The organism is Microbacterium sp. NPDC089190, from assembly GCF_040701795.1.
GTDB lineage: Bacteria > Actinomycetota > Actinomycetes > Actinomycetales > Microbacteriaceae > Microbacterium > Microbacterium galbum.
The window spans coordinates 156,890-177,009 of the sequence record NZ_JBFBHF010000003.1; the positions used below are offsets into that span (position 1 = coordinate 156,890).

A 20,120-nucleotide genomic window follows, 5' to 3' on the forward strand; every position below is an offset into this window, starting at 1 on the left:
CGGCGAACCCCCGGAACGCCGCGCCTAGGATGAAGGGGTGACCACGACCTCAGCGCCGAACCAGGCCACGCCCCCGAATCGCTCTCGACGGATCATCTCGATCACCCTGGCGGTGATCGCCGCGCTGGTCGTGGCGTTCTTCGTCTTCGCGAACCTCTACTCGGACTGGCTGTGGTTCTCGCAGCTCGGGTTCACGGGCGTGCTGACCACCCAATGGATCGCGCGGACGGTGATGTTCGTCGTCGGCTTCCTCGCCATGGCGATCCCGGTCTGGGGCGTCATCCAGCTGGCGTACCGCCTTCGTCCCGTCTACGCGCGGCTGAGCTCGCAGCTCGACCGCTACCAGGAGGTCGTCGAGCCGCTGCGTCGCCTGGCGATGTGGGGCATCCCGATCTTCTTCGGCTTCTTCGCCGGCTTCGCCGCCTCGGCGCAGTGGGAGACCACGTGGCTCTGGGCCAACGGCGTCGCCACCTCGACCACCGACCCCCAGTTCGGCCTCGACACCGGCTTCTACCTGTTCGGGATGCCGTTCTACGCCGCCGCCCTCGGATTCGCGTCGGCGGTCGTGCTGGTGTGCCTGCTGCTGACCGGCGTCGTGTCGTACCTCTATGGTTCGGTCCGCATCGGCCAGCGCGAGCTGCGCATCTCCAAGGCGGCACGCATCCAGCTCGCCGTGCTCGCGGGCCTCTACCTGCTCCTGCAGGGCGCGAGCCTGTGGCTCGACCGGTTCCGCCAGCTCGTGGAGCCGTCGGAGCGCATCACCGGTCCGGGATACGTGGGTGCCAACGCCGTCATCCCCGGTCAGACGATCCTCGCGATCGCGGCGGTCATCGTCGCCCTGGCGTTCTTCGTGACGGCGTTCATCGGACGCTGGCGCTACCCGCTCATCGGAACCGCCCTCCTGGTCGTCTCGGCGATCGTGGTGGGGGCGGCGATCCCGTGGGCCGTGACCACGTTCCAGGTGCGTCCCAACGAGCTCACGCTCGAGAGCCAGTACTACCAGCGCAACCTCGACGGGACGAAGGCCGCCTACGGCATCGACAACGTCGAGAAGGAGAACTTCCAGGCCACCACCGAGGCCGAGGCCGGTCAGCTGCGCAACGACGCCGAGTCCACGGCGCAGCTGCGCATCATGGACCCGGCGATCATCGGCCCCACCGTCCGCCAGCTCGAGCAGTACCGGGCCTACTACCAGTTCACGAACCCCCTCGACGTCGACCGCTACACGATCGACGGCAAGACGCAGGACACCGTGGTGTCGCTGCGCGAGCTGAACATCGGGCAGCTGGGCGACGCCGCGTCGTGGCAGAACACCACCCTCGTCTACACGCACGGCTACGGCATGGTCGCGGCCGCCGGTAACGAGCGCACCGCCGACGGCGACCCCGTGTTCCTCGAGCAGGCGATCCCGGGGACGGGCTTCCTGACCGACCTGAACTACGAGCCGCGCGTCTACTTCGGCGAGAGCTCGCCGCAGTACTCGATCGTCGGGGCGCCCGAGGGCACCGACCCGATCGAGCTCGACTACCCCCTGGGCGCCGATGGCGGCACCGAGACCCGCACGACGTTCACCGGCAACGGCGGGCCGAGCGTGGGCAACGTCTTCAACCGCCTCATCTACGCGCTGAAGTTCCAGTCGGAACAGATCCTCTTCTCCGACAGCGTCAACGCCGACTCGCAGATCCTCTACGACCGCGACCCCAAGGAGCGCGTGCAGAAGGTCGCGCCGTACCTGACGCTCGACAGCGACCCGTACCCCACGGTCGTCGACGGTCGCATCAAGTGGGTCATCGACGGCTACACCACGAGCTCGAACTACCCGTACTCCACGGGTGTCTCGCTCTCGCGCGCCATCGCGGACTCGAACAACCCGGCTCCCACCTACGCGCTGGATGACATCAACTACATCCGCAACTCGGTGAAGGCCACGGTCGACGCCTACGACGGTTCGGTGCAGCTCTACGCGTGGGACGACCAGGACCCGCTGCTGCAGGCATGGCAGAACATCTACCCCTCGTCGCTCAAGCCCTGGAGCGACATGTCGGCCGACCTCATGAGCCACGTGCGCTACCCGACCGACCTCATGAAGGTGCAGCGCTCGATGCTCGGCGTGTACCACGTCGACGATGCGACCTCGTTCTACCGCCAGGACAACCGGTGGACCACGCCGAACGACCCGCAGGACCCGGCGACGTTCCAGCCGCCGTACTACCTGACGATGAAGATGCCGAGCCAGGACGAGCCGACGTTCTCGATGTTCACGAGCTTCATCCCGGCATCCCAGGGCGGTCAGGCGAGAAACGTGCTGACCGGCTATCTCGCCGTCGACGCCAACGCCGGTGACGTCAAGGGGACCAAGCGCGAGGACTACGGACGATTGCGCATGCTCGTGATCGACTCGACGACGACGGTGCCCGGTCCGGGTCAGGTGCAGAACACCTTCGACTCCGACACGAACGTGTCGTCGCAGATCAACATCCTGCAGCAGGGCCAGTCGCAGGTGCTCCCGGGCAACCTGCTCACCCTCCCCGTCGGCGGCGGTCTGCTGTACGTGCAGCCGGTGTTCGTGCAGTCGTCGGGTGACACCAAGCTCCCGCAGCTGCGGCGCGTGCTGGTCGCCTTCGGCAACAAGATCGCGTTCGAGAACACGCTGAGCGAAGCCCTCGACACGCTGTTCGGCGGCGACTCCGGTGCCAGCACCGGTGACTCGACGGTCACACCGACGGATCAGAACGCGGGCGACGGGACGACCACGAATCCCACGGTTCCGGCCGGCGACTATGCGGCGGCGCTGCAGGAGGCGCGCGACGCGCTGAGCGCGCGCCAGGCGGCGCTGACCAGCGGCGACCTCGCCGAGTTCGCCACGCAGGACGCCCGCCTGACCGCGGCCGTGCAGCGCTTGCTCGACCTCGAGAGCCAGGGTCAGGGCGGCACGGCGACGCTGTCGCCGACCGCGACGCCGACCCCCGAGGCCACGCCCGCGGGCTGACCTCGCTCCTCACGACGACGCCGGCGTCCCGCTTCGCGCGGGGCGCCGGCGTCGTCGTTGCCGGTGTCTCCGGTCGCTCGCACACGCTCCCGGGCGCTGCCCAACCCGTCGAGTGTCCAGGACACGCCGCATCCTCGCGCGCCGAGCGGCGTGTCCTGAACACTCGACGTTTCCGCGGGGGCGCGGGGGTGCCGCGGCCTCAACACGCTGGCGCGGGAGAGCGCCGGCGCGCGGGCGCGGGGCGGCTCGCGCCTCGTCTCGTCAGCGCGGGAGCAGCGTCGGCGTGGCGCTCGGAGGGCACGCGAGTGTCCGAAACACGCCGCATCCACCGGCGGACAGCGGCGTGTCCTGGACACTCGACGGGGTGCCGGGCGCCCCGCGCGCGGAGCGCGTCAGGCGCTCAGGAACCACCACCAGATGAGCAGCATCGTCGTACCGAAGCCGGCGAACTGGTTGAGCCACAGGAAGCGGTTCCACCCGGCAGTGGCGCGGTCGCTCTCGGCATCCGTCACGTTCCGGTACGGCCAGCACACCACCAGGTACGGGATGACCAGGACGGCGGCCAGCGGCCCCGGCCATGCCGTGAAGAGCATCGCCACCCCCGCCAGCGCGTAGGCCGTCAGGGCGAAGCGCACGGTCCAGCGCGCTCCGCGGGCGGTGGCGATCGACGAGATGTCGGCCGCGCGGTCGGCCTCGACGTCCTGCACCGCGCCGAAAGCGTGCGACGCGATGCCCCACAGGGCGAAGGCGATGAAGACGAACACGAGCTGCCACGTCCAGACCGCACCGGCGAGCACGAGCCCGTAGACGGCGGGGGAGAAGAAGTGGATGCTGCTGGTCATCGAGTCCAGGAACGGGCGCTCCTTGAGCCGCAGCGGGGGCGCCGAATAGAACACGACGAAGAAGAGGCTCAGCGCGAGCACGAGCCACGACAGCGGCGACCCGATGATCACGAGGTACACCACGAACGGCAGGCACGACAGGGCCGAGGCCCACAGGGTGATGGGGTGCATGCGCTTGGCCAGCACGGCACCGTGCGTGCCGCCCTTGCGGGGATTGCGCAGGTCGGATTCGTAGTCGAACACGTCGTTGACCCCGTACATCGCGAGGTTGTACGGCACGAGGAAGAACAGGATGCCGACGACCAGCGGTGCATCGATCTGCCGCGTGGTCAGCAGGTAGGCGGCGGCGAAGGGGAAGGCCGTGTTGATCCAGCTGACCGGCCGCGACGACACGAAGAGCTCGCGCGCCACGCGACCGGGGGTGAGGGCGGGCGTGGTCATGCGGAGTCCTTCTGCAGAGGGCGGGGCGTGAGCAGGGTGTACAGCGCCGGGAGCAGGAACGCCGCGCACAGGGGGTACGCGAAGTCCTCGATCGGCGCGAGGCCGAGCCGCAGCCCGCTCAGGTGCTCCTGAGGATACGAGAACAGGTCGACGGCGATCATGAGGTTGTCGAAGACGAGGGTGAGGCCGATCAGCACGAGGGCGGTGACACCGGAGGATGCCATGCGGCGGCGGAATCCCGGCATCCGCACCGTCGAGACGGTCACGATGGCCGTGAGCACCACGAACGGCACGACGATGAGCGGGTAGGTCACGACGACTCCCGCACGCGGGCTCGCGCCCGCGCGCGTCGCTCGAAGACGGCGAACAGGACGACGGTGAGGTAGCTGAGGAAGAGGAGGAAGAACAGCTCCTCCAGGGGGAGGTGCGGAGCGAGCATCACGCCGACGAAGAGCGGACTCTCGCCCTTCACGAAGACGCCCGTGACGATCCCGACCAGATCCCACGCGAGGAAGAACGCCGTCCCGATCAGCACCGCCGCGACCGTGCGCACGGGCGCGACCCGGAGGGCGAGCGAGTACTTCCCGTCGATGAGCATCATGCCGACCAGCGAGAAGAGGATCGCACCCAGGTAGATCCCCGGCACCTCAGACCACCGCGCGCGCGGGTTCTGCCAGGGGGCCGGGGGTCTTGTCGCCCGTCATGCGCTTGACCACCAGCTCGGCCGAGATCAGGCACATGGGCAGACCGATGCCGGGCAGCACCGAGGTCCCCGCGTAATAGAGGTTCGAGACCTTTCGCGAGCGGTTCTTCGGGCGGAAGATCGCGCTCTGGTTCAGCGTGTGCGCGAGCCCGAGCGAGTTGCCGTGCCACGCCTTGAGATCGTGCGCGAAGTCCTCGGGGGCGATGGTCTTGCGCACCACGATCCGCTCGGCGAGGTCGGGGACGCCGGTCCACTCGGCGATCTGGGCGATCACGCGGTCGGCGGCCTGCTCGATCCGCTCGTCTCCGGCCCGGTCGACGCCGCCGCGTCCGCTGACGGGGTCGGCGGGCACGGGCACGAGGACGAACAGGTTCTCGTGACCCTCGGGTGCGACCGAGTCGTCCGATGCGCTGGGGCGGCAGATGTAGATCGACGCCGGGTCGGGGATCTTCTTGTCCGCGCCGAAGATGGCGTCGAAGTTCGTGTGCCAGTCGTCGGTGAAGAGCAGGGTGTGGTGCGTGAGCTGCGGCAGCTCGCCCTTCACCCCGAGCAGCAGCAGGAGTGCGCCGGGGCTGGGCACCTTGTCCTTCCACCACTTCTCGGGGTACTGGCGGTCCTTCTCCTCGAGGAGGTCGTTCTCGGTGTGATGCAGATCGGCGCCCGAGACCACGGCATCCGCCGAGATGACCCGCCCGTCGGCCAGGCGCACGCCGCGAGCGATCCCCGACTCGGTGATGATGGCATCCACCGGAGAGGATGTCTCGATGCGCACGCCGCGCTCGCGGGCGAGCTTCTCGATCGCCCGGATGATCTCGGTCATGCCGCCCTTGGGGTACAGCACGCCGTCGCCCAGGTCGAGGTGGCTCATGAGGTGGTACAGGCTCGGCACCTCGAACGGCGATCCGCCGAGGAACACCGCGGGGTACGCGAGGATCTGCTGCAGGCGCGTGTTCGTGAACGAGTCGGTGATGCGCTTCCACAACGTGCGGGTGAGCAGCGGGATGAGGGTGGGCAGCCGCTTCACGAGCGCCGGGTCGCGCAGCCCCTTGGTCGACGAGTACGGGTCGTAGAGGAACTTCGACGTCGACAGCTCGTAGGCGTCCTTCGCGGAGTCGAGGTACGCCTCGAGGTTGTCGCCCGAGCCGGGCTCGTGCTCCTCGAACAGCGCGCGCACGGCCTCGCGGCCCGAGACGATGTCGATCGGCTCGCCCTTTCCGGGAGGGCCGTAGACGCGGTAGGCGGGGTCGAGGCGCACGAGATCGAGCTGCTCGTCGGCGCTCGTTCCGAGAAGCCGGAAGAAGTGGTCGAACACCTCGGGCATGAGGTACCAGCTCGGACCGGTGTCGAAGCGGAAGCCGTCGCTCTCCCACGACCCGGCGCGGCCGCCGAGCGCATCGCGCGCCTCGAACAACTGGACGTCGTGGCCGCGGTCGGCCAGGAGGGCTGCGGTGCCGAGTCCGGCGATGCCCCCACCGACGACGACGATGCGCTGGGCGCTCATGAGCGTGAACCTTTCGGAGGACGCCCGAAGAGGGCGCGGGCGGCGAGGGTGGCTTTGACACCGTCGGGGACGCGGACGCGGGGTGCGCCGGCGGGGGAGAGGCGGAGGCGGCGCGACAACTCCGCGAAGAGGTCGTGCGCGCAGGTCACGGCCGCGCGGCAGTCCGGCGGAAGGTGCGGGATGACGGATGCCGCGGCGGCGAGGTCGGCGTCGATGCGGTCGAGCACGGCGACCCGGCGCTCGTCGTCGGCCGCGCCGTCGAGGTAGTCGCGGCCGAGACGGTCGGCGTCGTCGGCGAGGTCGCGGAGGAAGTTGACGTCCTGGAACGCCGCCCCGAGTCGCCGGGCTCCATCGACGAGGTCGGCGGCGGGGCGCGCGGGCGCCGACATCCCGGCGTTCAGGAACACCTGCAGGCACATGAGCCCGACGACCTCCGCCGAGCCGTAGACGTAGGCGTCGTGCGAGAGGTCGTCGTGGGCGGCGGTGTCGAGATCGGTGCGCATCGACGCGAAGAACGGGGCGATGAGGTCGTCGCCGATCCCGCACTCGCGGGCCGTGCGGGCGAAGGCGTGCACGACGAGATTGGCGCTGAAGCCGGTGACGATGGCCTCCGCCACCTCGGCTTCGAGCCCGTCGAGGACCGCGCGCTCGCGGTCGGGTGAGAGCCCGGCATCGTGCGCGGGTCCGTCGACGATCTCGTCGGCGACGCGAACGAGGGCGTAGATGTTGCGCACGTGCGGTCGCGGGCGGGGGCCGAGCAGCCGCGCGGCGATGCCGAACGAGGTGGAGTAGCGGGAGATGACGGCGGCGGCGACGTCGTCGGCCGTCTGCGAATACAGCTCGAGACCCGTGGGGGCGTTGCTCACGGAATGCGCTCCTGCACGGCCTCGACCAACTCGATCAGCATCAGACGGCACTCGGTCGGCAGCGTCGACGCCTCCACGATCGCGACCGCCTCGTCCAGCGTCTCGCACACGAGCACCTCGAGCCGCGAACGGGCGCCGGATTTCGCGAGAGCGCTCTGGGCGGCACGCACGGCGACCGGGCCGGTGTGCGCCTGCGCGAGCGCCGCGCTGACCTCGGGCCAATCGGCGCTCTCGCGCGCGAGCGTGATGAGGTGCGTCTTCTTCGCCTCGCGCAGGTCGCAGCCCTCGTCCTTCCCCGATGCCTCGGCCGTGCCGAAGGCGCCGATGAGGTCGTCGACCAGTTGGTAGGCGAGTCCGAGCCGCTCGCCGAAGCGCTCGAGCGCCCACTGGGTGGAGCGCTCCGCCCCGGCCATCACGGCCCCGGCCTGCAGGGGCGCCGAGAACGAGTACACGGCTGTCTTGTCGTGCGTGGTGCGCAGGACGGTCTCGGGGTCGACGTCGCCCGGCGAGACGGCGTTCTCGACGTCGGCGAGCTCTCCCGCGGCCGAGACGAGCACCGCGTCGTCGACGAGCTGCAGCAGCTGTCCGCGGAGGGATGCCGGGATCTCGGCGACCGCGATCATGCGCCCGGCCTCGTGCAGCAGCAGGTCTCCGGCGAGGATCGCGGCCGCGTCTCCGAGGAGCGCCGCGCCACCGGCATCCGCGCCCTTCTCGAGCCCGCGTCGGCGGAACTCGCCGCCGATGTTGGGCACGCCGCGGCGTTCGACGTCGTGGTCGATCACGTCGTCGTGCACGACGAAGGCCGTGTGCAACAGCTCGAAGGCTGCGGCCACCTCGTAGAGCGCCGGTCGGCCGATCGTGGGGCCGTGCAGGGTCTCGAAGGCCGCGACGACGAGCAGCGGGCGGAAGCGCTTCCCGCCGGAGGCGGCACGACGGATCGAGGATGCCAGGGCGCGCGCGCCGTCGCCGAGCGGGGCCACCCGCCGATCGAGGCGCTCGAGGGCGACGTCGATCGCGGCGTCGATGCCCTGCCGGGCGAGGGGGGTGGAGTCGAGCGCGATCATGACGCGCGCCGGACCACGGGTGGAGACTCGAACAGGTGAAGCTGCTGCGCCTGAAGGACCAACCACGGGCTGAATGCCCACGGCGTCGCCTCGAGGGATGCGGCGAGGTCGAGCGGGTCGACCCACCGGTACTCGGCGACCTCGTCGGGGTTGGGCTGGGGGTCGTCGTCGGTGCGGGCGACGTAGACGGGGCAGATCTCGTGCTCGACGATGCCGCTCGCGTCGACCGCACGGTACCGGAAGAGGGGGAGGGCGAGCTCGAGGTCGCGGACCGTGAGGCCCACTTCGAATTCCGCACGCCGATGCACGGCCGAGAGCACGGGTTCGGCCGGACCGGGGTGGCCGCAGAACGAGTTCGTCCACACACCCGGCCACGTCGTCTTGTGCAGCGCCCGGCGGGTGACCAGCACCTCGCCTCGGCTGTTCACGACATGGCAGGAGAAGGCGAGGTGCAGTTGCGTATCGGTGCCGTGCACGCTCGCTTTGGGTGCCGTGCCGATCTCGTTGCCGAAGTCGTCCAGGAGGACGACATATTCGGTCTCGCTCATCGTGCCTCCCGTTTGCTAGTTTAGCTAGCGATGTGAGCCCGACTATACCCAGCGCGAAAGGGGGTGTCCACCGTGGACAAGACCGTTTCCACCTCTGGTACGAGGCCCGCGGTGGTCCAGACCCTCCGCGCGGTGCAGACGCTCAGCGACGCGCTCGATCGCATGCACAGCGGGATGAAAGGCGACATGGCGATGAACGCCAGCGACCTGGCGACGCTGCGCATGCTGACCATCCGCGAGACGCGCGGAGAGATGGTGAGTCCCCACGACGTCGCGGCCCATCTGCGCATCTCGACGGCGTCGACGACGAAACTCATCGACCGTCTGGTGGCCTCGGGACATCTCGAGCGGCTCCCGCACCCCTCGGACGGGCGCGCACGGGTGGTGGTGCTCACGGACAAGTCGCGGCGCGAGTTCTTCCAGCACTTCGGAGCCCATCTCGGCGCGATGCGCGAGATGGCGGCGGGGTTCGACGACGCGCAGCTCGAGACCGTCGCCTCGTTCATGGACCAGCTGACCGAGGCGATCTCGACCGACGACTGACGCGCGTTGCCGTCGGCTGTCGCGGGGTCGGTGGCTTCGACAGGCTCAGCCACCCCCGTCGTGCCCTCACCCACCCGTGCGCGAGGGACCCTGAGCCTGTCGAAGGGGTCCGTGCCCCCCGCGCCTCAGCTGCGCGAGGGCAGCGGGCCGCGCGCCACCCGCACGCCGACGTCGTCGAACGCGTCGCGCGGCCGCCCGCCGCGCCGGGCCGAGGCGCGCACGAGCGCGGGGGCGTCCGACCATCCACCGCCGCGGAACACCCGCGCATCGCTCTCCCCCTCGGGGTCGTACAGGTCGCTGCACCACTCCCACACGTTGCCGAGGGTGTCGAACAGACCGTGGAGGTTCGGCATCCGGGCTCCGACGTCGACGGGGCCGCTCAGACCGTCGCCGGCGGTCCATGCGACCTCCCGCACGGGGCCGTAAGCCGGGCCCGTCGAGCCGGCGCGGCACGCGTACTCCCACTCGTCCTCGGTCGGCAGGCGGAAGCCGTCGGCGTCGGCATCCGCGGTCACCACCTCGCCGTCGAAGGAGTAGAGGGGGTCGAGCCCCTCCCATTCGCTGAGGGCGTTGCACAGGCGGATGGCCCGCAGCCAGCTGAGTTGCGTCGCCGGGCGACGCGGATGCCGTGACGGGATGCCGAGGAGCTCGGCGAGCTGCTCCTCGGTCAGGGGATAGACGCCGATCTCGAACGAGGCGACCTCGATCTCGCGCCGCTCCGCGCCCCGCTGATCGCCGCGCAGCACGCGACCCGCGGGGATGCGCGCCATCTCGACGTCGGTCACGCCAGCTCCACGAGCCACAGGTCGCTGTCGCCCGTGATGAACAGACGCTTCTCGTCGGCGTCGAAGGTGCAGTTGCTCACGACATGGGGCGTGGGGATCATCCCGAGCCGCCGACCCTCCTCGTCGACGATGACGACACCCGCTTCGCTCGAAATCCAGAGCCAGTCGCGGCTGTCGACGACGAATCCGTCCGGGATGCCGGCGTCCACCGTCGCGAAGGTGCGCGGGGGGCCGAGGGTCTCCCCGTCCCACGCGCAGGCGACGACGCGGGGGAGGGCGGTGGCGTCGGACTCGGCGACGTAGAGCGTGCGCTCGTCGCGACTGAAGGCGAGGCCGTTGGGCTGGTCGAGGTCGATCATGCGCTCGAGCCCCGTCTCGTCGTGCCACCGGTACACGCTCTGGTGCGAGAGCGCGGGTTCGGCGGGGTATCCCTCGCGCGGGTCGGAGATGCCGTACGTGGGGTCGGTGAACCAGATCGCCCCGTCGGAGGCCACGACGAGGTCGTTCGGGGAGTTCAGGGGAGCACCCTCGTAGGCGTCGACGAGCAGCCGGGTGCCGTCGGCGTCGGTGCGGCTGACGCCACGGCGGCCGTGTTCGGCCTGCACGAGGCGCCCGTGGGCGTCGAAGGCGTTGCCGTTGGCGAAGTCGCTGCGGTCGCGCACCGTGACGATGCGGCCGTCCTCGAAGCGGGCGAGCGTGCGACGCCCGATCACGTCACTGAACACGAGAGCGTTCTCGGCCGGCCACCACGCCGGCCCCTCGGCCCAGGTCGCGTCGTCGTAGAGCGAGAGCAGACGCGAGGATGCCGGCAGCACGGCGGCGAGGCGTTCGTCCCACACGCGCGGCGGAGCGACGTCGACGGAGCGGGGTTCGCGGGGAGGCTGCAGGACGCGTCCGTCGATGGGGATCTGGGGCATGAGCCCAGTCAACCCCGTGAGATGGTCACCCCGAGGCGGGTTGACGGGGCTCAGCCGAAGGGGTGGGGCGTGGGAGCGGCGGGCGACGCGGCGAACTGGATCAGCACCTGCAGACACGGTTCGTCACCGACGGTGCCCGAGAGGTGCCCCGTCGTCCCGTCGATCTCGGCCGTGTCGGTGTCCTGCCCGAAGTGGATGTCGCCGGGTCCCATCTCGACGCGCGAGCCGTCCTGCGTCTCGAGGAACCAGCGCCCCCGCAGGGGAATCACCCACTGCGGATGCGGGGAGGGATGCCACTGCCCCACCCATCCCACCGGCAGCGCAGCGAACAGCACGGCGGAGACCTCGCCGGGGAACGGCCGCATCCACTGCGGATCGGCGCCGCCGCCCACGCTCTGCAGCCCGAAGCCGCGGAGCACCGACTCATCGAGCCGGCTGGTGCCGTCGACATCGGTCCACATGTGGACGAAGGGCAGTGACGGCGGAGTCGAGGCGTCGCGGCCGTCGGTGTCGAGCGGCGCGGTGGTGGTGGTGTGCATGACAGCGAGTCAACCGCGCGGCGGAGGCGCGCCGATCCCGCTTGACGAGCTCGCCGCGGCCGTCTCCTTGCGCGCCTGCCGGACCTTGACGGTGACCAGGACGGCGGCCGTCGCGAGCGCCAATGCGCCTCCGCCCACCCAGAAGCCCAGCAGGGTGGACGCGTCGAGACCCGTGGACCGCAGGGCGTGCGCTGTCGGCGAGGGCGCGATGCCCGACCCGTCGACGGTCGATCGCGGCGTCGTGACGGTCGCCGCGGCGGACGCGGACGTGTCGACGGATGCCGAGGCGGCTCCGGCGCCGGCCGAACCGCCCACCGCGAAGCAGGTCGCCAGCGCCAGCGACAACACGCCGTGCGTGAACGTACGTCTCACGAGTGCCTTCTTTCGAGGGGTCCGCGACGAAGGCCACGGTGACCTGTCGGGTCTTCACACATCGTTGAGCGAAATCAATCAATTCCCCCAGTATTCCCCGGGTGAACCCGATGCACAACACACCGACCCCCGCACAGGTCGAGGCGGCCAGGCGCCCGGCGAGAGATCGGGGGACGCACGCGGTGCCCCGGGAAACGACCGCGGGGGAAAAGGCAGAAGGCCCCGGATCTCGCGATCCGGGGCCTTCTTCTTGTTGCGGGGACAGGATTTGAACCTGCGACCTCTGGGTTATGAGCCCAGCGAGCTACCGAGCTGCTCCACCCCGCGGCACAAGAGAAAACATTACGCCGAGATGAACGACATGGCAAATCCGGACGCACCTCCCGGGAGTGTCGCGCCAAGATGGGCTGGTGAGCAACACTTTCGACGATTTCGCCGACGGACGCCCGGAGAGCCCCGCGCAGCGCGCCGACCGCAACTGGAGCGAGATCCTGCAGGAGCTGCGCGTGCTGCAGACGGGTACGCAGATCCTGACCGGCTTCCTCTTGGCGCTCGCCTTCCAGTCGTCGTTCGCCGATCTGTCGTCGTCGCAGCGCACGTTCTACCTCGTGCTCATCTGTCTCGCAGCCCTCAGCGCCGTGGTCGCGCTGGCGCCGGTGGCCCTGCACCGGGCGGTCTTCCATCTGCAGGTCAAACCGTCGCTCGTGCGGTTCGGGCACAACGCGCTCCGCGGCGCCCTGGCCCTGGTGTCCCTTCTGCTGGTGGGCGTGGTGGTGTTCGTCTTCGACGTCGTCGTGAGCCTGGGTGCGGCCGTGACGGCCGGGGTCGTCCTCGGGCTGGTGATCCTCGTACTGTGGGTCGTGGTGCCGGTGTCCGTCCGACACCGGGGGAGGGGAACCGCACGATGAGCCACGAGACCGTCGGCGTCGCGGTGGCGCAGTTCGCGCCCGCGGCGTCGCGTGAGGCCAACCTCGCCCACATCGCGGATGCCACCCGCACGGCCGCCGCGCGCGGGGCCCGGGTGGTGGTGTTCCCCGAATACTCCAGCTACTTCGTCGACCCGTTCGACGCGTCGCTCGCCGAGAACGCGGAAGATCTCGACGGGCCTTTCGTCCGGGCCCTCACCGCGCTCGCGGCCGAGCTCGACGTCATGGTCGTCGCGGGGCTGCTCGAGCGCGCCGACGACGGCCGGCGCGTGCGCAACACGGTCGTCGCGGTGGCGCGCGACGGCATCCAGGCGGTGTACCGCAAGCTGCACCTCTACGACGCCTTCGGGCAACGGGAGTCCGACTGGGTGGAGCCGGGCGAGATCGCGCCGCCCCAGACGTTCGAGACCGCGGGGCTGCGTTTCGGGCTCATGACCTGCTACGACCTGCGCTTCCCGGAGGTGGCCCGCACGCTGGCCGATGCCGCGGTCGACGTGGCCCTGATCCCCGCCGAGTGGGTGCGGGGGCCGCTCAAGGAGCATCACTGGCGCACCCTCGTGCAGGCGCGGGCGATCGAGAACACCTTCTTCGTCGCCGCGGCCGACCACTCTCCGCCGCTGGGCGTGGGGCACTCGATGATCGTCGACCCGCAGGGGGTCGCGATGGCGCAGATCGGCACGTCCACCGACGTCGCGGTCGCCCACATCGACCCGGATGCCATCGCCCGCGTGCGCCGCGTGAATCCCGCGCTGGCGCTGCGCCGGTTCCGCGTCACGCCGCGCTGACCGCACGGGGGCCCGTTTCCGCGCGCCTGGTCAGCGCGGATCACCCGGTGTGCGCCCGCCGGTCTCGGCGCAACGGTGTGCGCCGGCTGTCTACCCTCTCCCCCATGACCGCAGACCTGCACACCCCTCCGACCCCGATCGAGCCGGTGCGACGCCTGCTGGCGGCGATCACGGACGGCGACCTCGAGACCGCCGCTCGGGTATTCGCCGACGCAGCGCGCATCATCCGGGTGCGCTACGCCGACGGCCGGGCCTGCGGCGGCCGGACCCTCGCGGTGGGGAGCGACGAGATCCGCGCCTGGTTGGCCGAGATCATCTCGCGCGAGGTCTCGGTGGAGGCCACCGGAAGTCATCTCGAGGGGGCATCGCTGGTCGTGAGGACCGCGTGGTCGATGCGGGGCTTCGACGGCGAGCGCGTGCACTCGTCGAGCCTCGGCGTCTACGACGTCGTCGACGGGCGCATCGCGCTGCTGCGGGCAACGTCGAGCGAGGAGGAGGGGGCGGGTCGCCCCATCGCGCGCGTCTGAGGGAGGTCAGTCGCGCCGCATCCCGGCGAGCCGTTCCGCCGCGTCGGCGAGCACCTCCACCCGTTTGCACGCCGCGAACCGCACGAGCGTGGCGTAGCGATCGCGGTGTGCGGGCGAGACGAAGGCCGTGAGCGGGATGCCGACGACACCCGCGCGGGCGGGCAGCTCGCGGCAGAACGTGTCGGCGTCGGTGGCGCCGAGCGGGGCGGCATCCACCACCGTGAAGTAGGAGCCGCCCGGAGCGGACACCTCGAACCCCGCCGCGCGCAGGCCGGTGCCCAGCAGGGCGGCCTTGGCGGCCATCTCGGAGGCGACGGAGGCGAAGAAGGCGTCGGGCAGGCGCAGGCCCACCGCGATCGCGGGCTGGAACGGCGACCCGCCGACGTAGGTGAGGAACTGCTTGACCGCCAGCACCGCCGACACCAGGTCGGCGGGCCCGGTCACCCACCCGGTCTTCCATCCCGTGAGCGAGAAGGTCTTGCCCGCCGACGAGATCGACACGGTGCGCTCGGCGGCCCCCGGCAGGGTCGTGAGGGGCACATGGGGGCCGTCGAAGACGAGGTGCTCGTAGACCTCGTCGGTGACGATGATCGCGTCGTGACGGTGCGCGAGGCGCACGATCTCGTCGAGCACCTCGCGCGTGAACACGGTGCCGGTGGGGTTGTGCGGATCGTTGACGAGGATCACGCGCGTGCGGTCGGTGACCGCGGATGTCAGCTGCGCGAGGTCGGGCTGGAAGTCGGGCCACTGCAGAGGCACCGTGACGAGCTTCGCACCCGCGAGGGCGACGCACGCGGCGTAGGAGTCGTAGTAGGGCTCGAACACCACGACCTCGTCGTCGGGCCCGTCGACGAGCGCCAGCAGTGTGGCGGCGAGCGCCTCGGTGGCTCCCACCGTCACGAGGACCTCGCGGGCGGGGTCGAGCTCAATGCCGTAGAAACGCCGCTGATGCTCGGCGACCGCGGCGAGCAGGTCGGGGTAGCCGCGTCCGGGAGCGTACTGGTTCACTCCGTCGGCGATGGCCTTCCGGGCCGCGTCGAGCACGGCCTCGGGGCCGTCTTCGTCGGGGAAGCCCTGGCCCAGGTTGAGGGCTCCGGTGGAGGCGGCGAGCGCGCTCATCTCGGCGAAGATCGTGGGGACCGAGGAGCCGTCGGCGGCGAGGAGTCCCGCGCCGCGGGCGGTGCGCTGCCAGGCGCCGGGAATGTGCTGCATCCTCCCAGGATGCCGCACGGCGCGCAGCGCAAGCGGGAATGCCGTCACGGGGCGACGTGCTACACCTCGAGAGGGGCGTTCGGCGCCCCCGACCTCTCGCGGTGGCTTGCTGCGAGACCCATAGAGGCGACTCACGCTCGTCATAGGTGGCCCACAGGATCCGCGGTCATCGTAGAAGCGCCTGGAAGAAGGAGCATCCCATGAGCGACACCACGGACAACCGTCCCGAGGGTAACGACAACAGCCACAACGCTGAGGCGCCCACGTCGTCGCAGCACCACACCCCGACCCCCGCCGGCGCCGACGCCGCGCAGACCCCGGCAGCGCCCGCCGCCGACGTCCCGGCCGCCGCGCCGCGCGCCGACGTGCCCCCGATGCCGACGCGCTCGCCCGCCGCCGCTGCGGCCGCGTGGCCTCCGCCCGGCGCGGGCAGCGCCCAGCCCGGCCTCCCCGCCCAGCCCGGAGCGCAGCCCGCGCACGGCGGATATGCCTCCGCCCCCTCGGGCGCCACGGCCCCCACCGGCCAGGCCTTCGGCCCCGCCGCCACCGACGCCCACCCCACGCTGACGCTGCACGACCCGGCCCCCGCCGCCCCCCGCAAGAAGAGCTCGGCTCCGCGCATCGCGGCCCTCCTCGTCGCCGCCGCCCTCGTCGGCGGTGGTGCGGGGCTGGGAGGCGCGTACGCCGGCGTCAACCTCTGGGGCGGCTCCGACGCCTCCACCGTGTCGGGGCCCACCGCGATCACGGTGAACGATCCCAACAACGTCAACGATACCGCCGCCGTGGCCTCCAAGGTCGTGCCGAGCGTCGTCACCATCAGCGCGACCGGTACCTCGGCCGGCGGGACGGGCTCGGGCGTCATCCTGAGCGCCGACGGCTACGTGCTCACCAACACGCACGTCGTCACGCTCGACGGTCAGACCGGCGACGCGAAGCTCTCGGTGACCACCTCCGACGGACGCGTCTACGCGGCCACCGTGGTCGGCACCGACCCCACCTACGACCTCGCGGTCATCAAGCTGACCGACGCCTCGGGTCTCACCCCCGTCGAGTGGGGCGACTCCTCGAAGCTCAACGTGGGCGACTCGACCACCGCGATCGGTGCTCCGCTGGGACTGTCGAACACGGTGACCACCGGCATCGTCAGCGCGCTGAACCGGTCGATCCAGGTCGCGTCGTCGGCCGCCCCCTCCGACGGATCCGACTCGCAGCAGAGCGAGCCGGGACAGGAGAGCCCCTTCCGCTTCGACTTCGGCCAGGGGCAGCAGTCGCAGTCGGCCACCTCGACGATCAAGATCGCCGTGATCCAGACCGACGCGGCCATCAACCCCGGCAACTCCGGCGGTGCGCTGGTCGACGACGAGGGCAAGCTGATCGGCATCAACGTCGCCATCGCGAGCGCCGGCGGATCGTCGGCGTCGGGCAGCCAGTCGGGCAACATCGGCGTGGGCTTCTCGATCCCCTCCGACATCGCCAAGCGCATCTCGGAGGAGATCATCGACACCGGTTCGGCGACCCACGGTCTGCTGGGCGCGTCGGTGCAGGATGCCAGTGGCATCCAGGGTGCGACGACGACCGGCGCGTACGTGGCAGAGGCCGTCTCGGGCGGTGCGGCGCAGGCCGCGGGCCTGACGAAGGGCGACATCATCACGAAGTTCGACGGCATCCCGGTGACGAACTCGATCGACCTCACCGCCCAGGTGCGCGCTCTCGCGTCCGGCGCGAAGGCGGAGGTCACCTACCTCCGCAACGGTCAGGAGAAGACCGCCGAGGTCACCCTGGGGACGATGACCCAGGGCTGAGCCCGGAAGACGAGACGCCACCCCGCGATAGGCTCGCGGGGTGGCGTCTTTCTCGTTCGGTGCGGGGAACGCCCGGAAACTCCGCCGCATCCCCCTGTACGTCGCCGGTCGTCTCGTCACCGCCGTCGTGCCGCGCTCCCGCGGCGAGTGGGTGTTCGGGTGCGCGGTCGGACTCGCCGACGGAGCGCTCGCCCTCCACGCCGTCGCCGCCGCCCACGGGGAGCACACGACCTGGCTCGTCGCCGACGCCGATCAGGCCCGCGAGGCGGAGCGCCTCGGCATCCGGTGGGTGCGGCGCGACAGCGCGGCGGGATTCTGGCGCACCGCGCGGGCCCGCGTGATCGTCGTGACGCACGGCTTCGGCGACGTGCAGCGCTACGCCACCACGGGGGCCGTGATCGTGCAGCTGTGGCACGGGATCCCGCTCAAGCGCATCGGCCTCGACTCGGCGGAGACCACCCGCAGCCCCGTGCTTCCCGGGGTGCTCTCCCCGGTGCTGCGGACGCTGTACCGGCGTGCCACCCGGCGCATCTCGCTCCTGCCGGCGGCCTCGCACCTGGTGCGCGGGCGTCTCGAGAGCGCCTTCTCGCTCACCGACGAGCGAGTGCCGGTCACCGGTGAGCCGCGTGTCGACGTGCTGTCGGCCGGCGATGCCGAGTCGCGACGCCGGGTGGCGCGCGAGCGGCTCGCGCACCTGCTCGGGATGCCGCTGGGCGAGCGCCGCGTGGTGCTGTACGCGCCCACGTGGCGCGATGGAGAGCCCGACCCGGCGGTGCCCGACGCGGGGGAGTGGGAGCGCATCGGCGCGACGCTCGATGCCGCCGACGCTCTGCTCCTGGTCCGCTCTCACCCCCTCGGCGCGGGCGATTACCGCCCTCCGCGGGACACGGACCGCATCGCCGACCTCGGCAGCGACCGCGTCGCCGACGTCACGCCGCTGCTGCCCGGACTCGACGCCCTCATCACCGACTACTCCTCGCTCGCCTTCGACGCCTCGCTCGTCCCGCTGCCGGTGGTCTTCTTCGCCCCCGACCTCGAGGCGTACACCGCGCGGCGCGGTCTCTACGGCCGCTACGCCGACGTGGCCGGAACGGATCCGGCCCGCTCGTGGGGTGAGGCCCTCACGCAGCTCGACGCCGTGCTCGCCGACCCGACGGCGGCGCTCGCCGCCTCACGCGAGCGCAGCGCGCGCGTGCACGCCCACCGCGACGGCCGCAACGCCGAGCGCGTGTACCGGGCCGTCCGTGCACGGCTGCGCTCCGCTCCCTCCCGGAAGGACGACCGCCCATGACCGACGCTCGCCTGTTCGACGACGCCGGGATGCCCGCGCTCGAGCTCAGCGGAGAGGGCGCCCGCCCGGCATCCGTCGTGCTCGAGGGGGCGCGGGCGCGCTCGTACGGCCGCCTGCACGGCCGCGGACGCACCTGGCGTGCCGTCGTCCCGCTGCACGTCTCGCGATGGGGCGGTGCCGATCTGCCTCTGCCCTCCGGACGCTACCGTCTGCGCGTCGAGCCGGGGGAGGCGACGGATGCCGATCCGTCGGCGGCGTCGATCGCCGAGACCGGCCTCGTGGGCCTGCGTGCCGCGCTCGACGCCGGGGTGGTGACCATCTCGGCCCCCGTCGACCCGGTGTACCGGTCGGGGGAGGGGCGCGCCGCGATCGAACGGCGCTACGCCACGGGGCGGCGGGAGCCGCTCGAGAACGCCGTGTTCTTCGAGAGCTTCTACGGCCGTACCGCCGGGTGCAACCCGCTCGCGATCGACCGCGAGCTCGCGCGCGTCGCCCCGGGGGTGACGCGGTACTGGAGCGTCGTCGATCTGTCGGTCGAGGTCCCCGACGGGGCGATCGCGGTCGTCGAGGGCAGTCCCGACTGGTGGCGGGCCCGTGGAGTCGCGCGTCTGCTCGTGGTGAACGACTGGCTCCGTCGGCGGTTCGTGCGTCGTCGCGGACAGCGCGTGCTGCAGACATGGCACGGGACCCCGCTCAAGCGACTCGCCCTGTATCGCCCGGGCTTCGATCCGCGTCGCGCGCTCGCCGTGGTGCGGGAGAGTCGGCGTTGGAACGTCCTGCTGGCGCAGAGCCCGTATGCCGCGCGGGTGCTGAGCAAGGCCTACGCGTTCCTGGGCCGGCCGGTCTGGGTCGAGGGCTACCCGCGCGACGACGCCCTGCAGCACGACGACGGGCGCGAGACGCGTCGACGCCTCGGCATCCATCCCGAGGAGCGCGTGCTGCTGTACGCCCCGACCTGGCGCGACGATCGAGAGCGGATCGTCGACTTCGTCGATCCGTCCGCTCTCGCGCGGGCGGCCGACGCCGTCGTGCTCGTGCGCGGGCACACCCGCACGCTGCAGCCGGGTGCCGACCTCCACGGCCCCCGGGTCATCGACGTCACCGGCTACCCCGATACGTCGCGCCTGCTCGCCGCCGCGGACGCCCTCGTCACGGATTACTCGTCGGTGATGTTCGATTTCGCCGTCACGGGCAAGCCCCTGTACTTCCTCGTCCCCGACCTCGAGCGCTACCGGGGCGAGATGCGCGGCTTCTTCTTCGACCTGCTCGATCTGGCTCCGGGACCGGTGGTGCGCACGCAGCACGAGCTGGAGAGGGCGTTGATCGACGTGGATCCGTCGATCTTCGCCGAGCGGTACGCCCGGTGGAAAACCCTCTTCGTGCCGCGCGATGACGGTCGCGCCGCCGAGCGCGTCGTGGCGAGGATCCTCGATCAGGGATTCGTCGACCGCGGCTGACGTGCGCTCC

At 71.1% G+C, this 20,120-nt stretch carries 20 protein-coding genes and 1 tRNA gene; 8 read left to right on the forward strand and 13 right to left on the reverse strand.

Annotated elements, in window-relative coordinates:
* Window positions 1–37 precede the first annotated feature (37 nt).
* Window positions 38–2,989 (forward strand): UPF0182 family protein, encoded by a 2,952-nt coding sequence (locus AB0230_RS10615; RefSeq protein ID WP_363579413.1) that lies wholly within the window; start codon window positions 38–40, stop codon window positions 2,987–2,989.
* A 392-nt stretch (window positions 2,990–3,381) separates the two neighbouring features.
* On the opposite strand, the gene AB0230_RS10620 is transcribed toward AB0230_RS10615, so the two are convergent.
* From AB0230_RS10620 to idi, 7 genes are read right to left on the reverse strand one after another with little or no spacing between them, the layout of a single operon-like run.
* Window positions 3,382–4,272 (reverse strand): prenyltransferase, encoded by an 891-nt coding sequence (locus AB0230_RS10620; protein ID WP_315995400.1) that lies wholly within the window; start codon window positions 4,270–4,272, stop codon window positions 3,382–3,384.
* A complete protein-coding gene (locus AB0230_RS10625; protein WP_363579386.1) occupies window positions 4,269–4,586 on the reverse strand; it encodes a lycopene cyclase domain-containing protein in 318 nt (105 codons plus the stop codon). Before AB0230_RS10625 ends, AB0230_RS10620 begins: the two co-directional genes overlap by 4 nt.
* Complete coding sequence (locus tag AB0230_RS10630; RefSeq protein ID WP_363392099.1) at window positions 4,583–4,918, reverse strand: lycopene cyclase domain-containing protein; 336 nt, start codon at window positions 4,916–4,918, stop codon at window positions 4,583–4,585. The genes AB0230_RS10625 and AB0230_RS10630 overlap by 4 nt, the downstream gene beginning before the upstream one ends.
* A gap of 1 nt (window position 4,919) precedes the next feature.
* A complete protein-coding gene (gene crtI / locus AB0230_RS10635) occupies window positions 4,920–6,476 on the reverse strand; it encodes a phytoene desaturase family protein (RefSeq protein WP_315995403.1) in 1,557 nt (518 codons plus the stop codon).
* A complete protein-coding gene (locus AB0230_RS10640) occupies window positions 6,473–7,342 on the reverse strand; it encodes a squalene/phytoene synthase family protein (RefSeq protein ID WP_315995404.1) in 870 nt (289 codons plus the stop codon). The genes crtI and AB0230_RS10640 overlap by 4 nt, the downstream gene beginning before the upstream one ends.
* On the reverse strand, window positions 7,339–8,406 hold the full coding sequence (locus AB0230_RS10645) for a polyprenyl synthetase family protein (protein ID WP_363579381.1): 1,068 nt from the start codon (window positions 8,404–8,406) through the stop codon (window positions 7,339–7,341). The genes AB0230_RS10640 and AB0230_RS10645 overlap by 4 nt, the downstream gene beginning before the upstream one ends.
* The gene (gene idi, locus AB0230_RS10650; RefSeq protein WP_366375671.1) at window positions 8,403–8,954 is read right to left on the reverse strand and encodes an isopentenyl-diphosphate Delta-isomerase; all 552 of its coding nucleotides are present in this window, start codon (window positions 8,952–8,954) and stop codon (window positions 8,403–8,405) included. Before idi ends, AB0230_RS10645 begins: the two co-directional genes overlap by 4 nt.
* A gap of 72 nt (window positions 8,955–9,026) precedes the next feature.
* On the opposite strand from idi, the gene AB0230_RS10655 reads away from it, so the two are divergent.
* Window positions 9,027–9,497 carry a MarR family transcriptional regulator gene (locus AB0230_RS10655; RefSeq protein WP_363579379.1) on the forward strand — a complete coding sequence of 157 codons (471 nt, stop codon included), beginning with the start codon at window positions 9,027–9,029 and terminating at the stop codon, window positions 9,495–9,497.
* A 125-nt stretch (window positions 9,498–9,622) separates the two neighbouring features.
* Here AB0230_RS10655 and AB0230_RS10660 read toward each other — a convergent pair whose 3' ends face one another.
* From AB0230_RS10660 to AB0230_RS10680, 5 genes are all read right to left on the reverse strand, one after another.
* Window positions 9,623–10,282: an SUMF1/EgtB/PvdO family nonheme iron enzyme gene (locus AB0230_RS10660; RefSeq protein ID WP_315995408.1), complete on the reverse strand. Its 660-nt coding sequence runs from the start codon at window positions 10,280–10,282 to the stop codon at window positions 9,623–9,625.
* Window positions 10,279–11,199, reverse strand: a complete 921-nt coding sequence (locus tag AB0230_RS10665) for an SMP-30/gluconolactonase/LRE family protein (protein ID WP_366375674.1) — start codon at window positions 11,197–11,199, stop codon at window positions 10,279–10,281. The genes AB0230_RS10660 and AB0230_RS10665 overlap by 4 nt, the downstream gene beginning before the upstream one ends.
* A 50-nt stretch (window positions 11,200–11,249) precedes the next feature.
* Window positions 11,250–11,738, reverse strand: coding sequence for a hypothetical protein (locus tag AB0230_RS10670; RefSeq protein ID WP_366375676.1), 489 nt, complete (start codon window positions 11,736–11,738; stop codon window positions 11,250–11,252).
* Between the two features lie 9 nt (window positions 11,739–11,747).
* Window positions 11,748–12,110 carry a hypothetical protein gene (locus tag AB0230_RS10675; RefSeq protein WP_366375678.1) on the reverse strand — a complete coding sequence of 121 codons (363 nt, stop codon included), beginning with the start codon at window positions 12,108–12,110 and terminating at the stop codon, window positions 11,748–11,750.
* 253 nt (window positions 12,111–12,363) lie between these two features.
* Window positions 12,364–12,437 (reverse strand) — tRNA-Met (locus AB0230_RS10680).
* A gap of 83 nt (window positions 12,438–12,520) precedes the next feature.
* Here AB0230_RS10680 and AB0230_RS10685 point away from each other — a divergent pair.
* The 3 genes from AB0230_RS10685 to AB0230_RS10695 all read left to right on the forward strand — a co-directional run bounded on the left by AB0230_RS10685 (window position 12,521) and on the right by AB0230_RS10695 (window position 14,348).
* Window positions 12,521–13,018, forward strand: a complete 498-nt coding sequence (locus AB0230_RS10685; RefSeq protein ID WP_315995412.1) for a DUF6328 family protein — start codon at window positions 12,521–12,523, stop codon at window positions 13,016–13,018.
* Window positions 13,015–13,821, forward strand: coding sequence for a carbon-nitrogen hydrolase family protein (locus AB0230_RS10690; RefSeq protein ID WP_366375681.1), 807 nt, complete (start codon window positions 13,015–13,017; stop codon window positions 13,819–13,821). Before AB0230_RS10685 ends, AB0230_RS10690 begins: the two co-directional genes overlap by 4 nt.
* A gap of 104 nt (window positions 13,822–13,925) precedes the next feature.
* Window positions 13,926–14,348 carry a nuclear transport factor 2 family protein gene (locus AB0230_RS10695; RefSeq protein WP_363579369.1) on the forward strand — a complete coding sequence of 141 codons (423 nt, stop codon included), beginning with the start codon at window positions 13,926–13,928 and terminating at the stop codon, window positions 14,346–14,348.
* A 6-nt stretch (window positions 14,349–14,354) separates the two neighbouring features.
* Here AB0230_RS10695 and AB0230_RS10700 read toward each other — a convergent pair whose 3' ends face one another.
* Window positions 14,355–15,560, reverse strand: a complete 1,206-nt coding sequence (locus AB0230_RS10700) for an aminotransferase class I/II-fold pyridoxal phosphate-dependent enzyme (RefSeq protein ID WP_366375683.1) — start codon at window positions 15,558–15,560, stop codon at window positions 14,355–14,357.
* 200 nt (window positions 15,561–15,760) lie between these two features.
* On the opposite strand from AB0230_RS10700, the gene AB0230_RS10705 reads away from it, so the two are divergent.
* The 3 genes from AB0230_RS10705 to AB0230_RS10715 are packed head-to-tail and all read left to right on the forward strand — an operon-like array spanning window position 15,761 to window position 20,110.
* On the forward strand, window positions 15,761–17,362 hold the full coding sequence (locus AB0230_RS10705) for a trypsin-like peptidase domain-containing protein (RefSeq protein WP_366375685.1): 1,602 nt from the start codon (window positions 15,761–15,763) through the stop codon (window positions 17,360–17,362).
* A 40-nt stretch (window positions 17,363–17,402) separates the two neighbouring features.
* A complete protein-coding gene (locus tag AB0230_RS10710) occupies window positions 17,403–18,653 on the forward strand; it encodes a CDP-glycerol glycerophosphotransferase family protein (RefSeq protein WP_315995417.1) in 1,251 nt (416 codons plus the stop codon).
* Entirely contained in the window at window positions 18,650–20,110 is a 1,461-nt protein-coding gene (locus tag AB0230_RS10715) for a CDP-glycerol glycerophosphotransferase family protein (RefSeq protein WP_366375687.1), read from the forward strand. The genes AB0230_RS10710 and AB0230_RS10715 overlap by 4 nt, the downstream gene beginning before the upstream one ends.
* The last annotated feature ends 10 nt before the right edge of the window (window positions 20,111–20,120 follow it).